This window comes from Streptomyces sp. NPDC059224 (assembly GCF_042754285.1).
Lineage (GTDB): Bacteria > Actinomycetota > Actinomycetes > Streptomycetales > Streptomycetaceae > Streptomyces.
This window is the reverse complement of the sequence record NZ_JBHZAN010000100.1, coordinates 1-2,028: the sequence shown is the minus strand read 5'-3', so window position 1 is coordinate 2,028 and position 2,028 is coordinate 1. Positions and strand designations below refer to the sequence as shown.

Below are 2,028 nucleotides of genomic sequence, written 5' to 3'. Positions count from 1 at the left end.
AAATATCTTAAAAAACGGCTCGCAAAATGCTGAACAACGGAGAAATTAAAGGTTTCAAAGTCGGTCGAGAATGGCGCGTGTCAGCTGAAAAATTCAATGAATACTTAAAACAAAATTAATTCTTTGGGGGAATTTTAAAATGACAAACACTATTAAAAACACTGAAAACACTACTGACGTATTGGCAACTGAGGACATTGCAACAGCATCACCAAGTATTTTTGAACAAGGTACACAACAAATGTTTTCAACTATCCAGGCAACGGACAGAAAGAGCAGCATCAAACTTTACAACGCGGTAAGCAACGCTGAACACTCTCTATCAGACCATATCGGAGAAGTAATTGAAATTACAGACATGGTCGCCCATGCGGTTGAATTAGAGGATGAAGTCACGAAAGAGACAATTCAGGCAATGCGCGTTGTTCTTTTAACAGCAGACGGACAAGGCTATCACAGTGTATCTCAGGGCGTAGCAAGCTCCCTACAACGTATCATTGGGATTGTAGGGCAAGGTCCTTGGACGGACGAGCCATTAAAAGTTGTTCCAAAAGAAGTTAAAACCCGCCGCGGCTTTAAAACATTGACACTTGCGCTTGTGGACTAATTAAATAGTCGCTCCGATCGGGGCGGCTTTTCTTATATTAAATTACTATATACGGAGGTTGCTAGACTTGGATAAAAACGTAATGATTTTCGACAACGGAGAACGCCGCACAGAGATTAAAGAGGATAGAGTGGAGAATATGTATTGTTTCGCTCAAAAGCTTGATGACGATACACAACAGATTATTAGTTTCACTCGTTCAGAAATGCTTGCAATAGTCTCCTATTTTCATGCTGAAGCACAAGACGAACTGTCACGCGGTTCTGTTCGCTATATTCCGACACAAAAAGCAGAAGCCATTTAAATATTAAATTGACAGGGAAATTCGTTTCCCTGTGACTTTTGTGTTTAAAGGGGGTGTCACTGATTGGGAAGAAAAAGCGGCTGAAGAAGAAACAGCAGAAAAAACAAAATATAGCTGCCTTGAAAAAATTCGGAATTAATGACAAAAAGGTTATAAAGGAATTAAAAAATAAACCTGCCACAGTAAATAAAATTGTTAAGAAAAAGAGTCGTAGTTTAATTGCAAATGAACGATCTGAATTAATTAAACGGTTAGGATTTAAAGTCTCCGAACATTCCGCAAAAAGGTATTGGAGCGAATCACGATTTAATGAATGGTATAACAAAGAATTAAATAAGCGGGCGAAGGCTGAAGAAAGAAAAAGAAAAGCGGCTGAAAGAAAAGCCCGACAAGCTACTGAACCCTATTTAATGATTTACTGGAAAGAAAAAACCGACACAATGATGGATGCAAATGTGATAGAGGACTTAAAACGGTCTTACAGACATGTGAGCGTTGATTATCTTATCGAATCTATAAGAGGTTTTTTAGGTGCTAAACTTCCCGCTGAAATAGGAACAATAAGTATGCATGTTGTCCCCAATAATAAAAGGAAACAGCATAAAGCATTTATGAGAAATTTTGATTCTCTTAGACTGGCTGATATGAATTCATGGATTTTGCTATATGAAGGAAAAGCCGATTTAAGGAGATATAAAGATTTATTAATTGCAATAAATGCAGGCATGAGGGTTTTATATGACAATGAAGAAAAGGCTCAATTTATTGGGGATTTAATTCAGAAATATCTCCCGCAAGTAAATATCAAAACGGCGAAACGTTTAGCGAAGGATTTACGATGGAGAGGTGGATTTTAAATGAGTAAGGAAAAAGAGAATAAAGAAAAAAGCGCAAGTAAACCCGTTAAGATACTTACGCTTGATACTGAGACGCGAGGACTTTTTGGGGAAGTCTTCCGCGTCGGATTATATGACGGTAGTAGATACCGTGCGACAAACACTTTTAAAAACCTGAAAACGGTTCTCTCACAGTATACCACAAAATACGATTGTCATGTATTTATTCATAATCTAGATTTCGACATTTCAAAAATCGCAAAGGACATTTTACCTGAAGC

The 2,028-nt window shown here is 37.7% G+C and carries 4 protein-coding genes and 1 pseudogene; all 5 read left to right on the top strand.

All coding sequences use genetic code 11. The features are described 5' to 3' along the window. Positions 1 to 23: 23 nt before the first annotated feature. Positions 24 to 119: pseudogene (locus tag ACFXI4_RS44595) on the top strand (hypothetical protein); the annotation flags it as partial. A gap of 20 nt (positions 120 to 139) precedes the next feature. Then, on the top strand, positions 140 to 607 hold the full coding sequence (locus ACFXI4_RS44590) for a hypothetical protein (RefSeq protein ID WP_326194938.1): 468 nt from the start codon (positions 140 to 142) through the stop codon (positions 605 to 607). A gap of 82 nt (positions 608 to 689) precedes the next feature. Beyond that, positions 690 to 911 (top strand): hypothetical protein, encoded by a 222-nt coding sequence (locus tag ACFXI4_RS44585; protein WP_376642817.1) that lies wholly within the window; start codon positions 690 to 692, stop codon positions 909 to 911. A gap of 53 nt (positions 912 to 964) precedes the next feature. Continuing rightward, positions 965 to 1,768 carry a hypothetical protein gene (locus ACFXI4_RS44580; RefSeq protein WP_385003408.1) on the top strand — a complete coding sequence of 268 codons (804 nt, stop codon included), beginning with the start codon at positions 965 to 967 and terminating at the stop codon, positions 1,766 to 1,768. After that, on the top strand, positions 1,769 to 2,028 hold a 260-nt coding region (locus ACFXI4_RS44575), incomplete at its 3' end, for a hypothetical protein (protein ID WP_385003405.1).

Bases quoted from the DNA above. Each gene is read 5' to 3' on its own strand.
- ACFXI4_RS44590 (WP_326194938.1), top strand. From the start codon at position 140: ATGACAAACACTATTAAAAACACTGAAAACACTACTGACGTATTGGCA.
- ACFXI4_RS44585 (WP_376642817.1), top strand. From the start codon at position 690: ATGATTTTCGACAACGGAGAACGCCGCACAGAGATTAAAGAGGATAGA.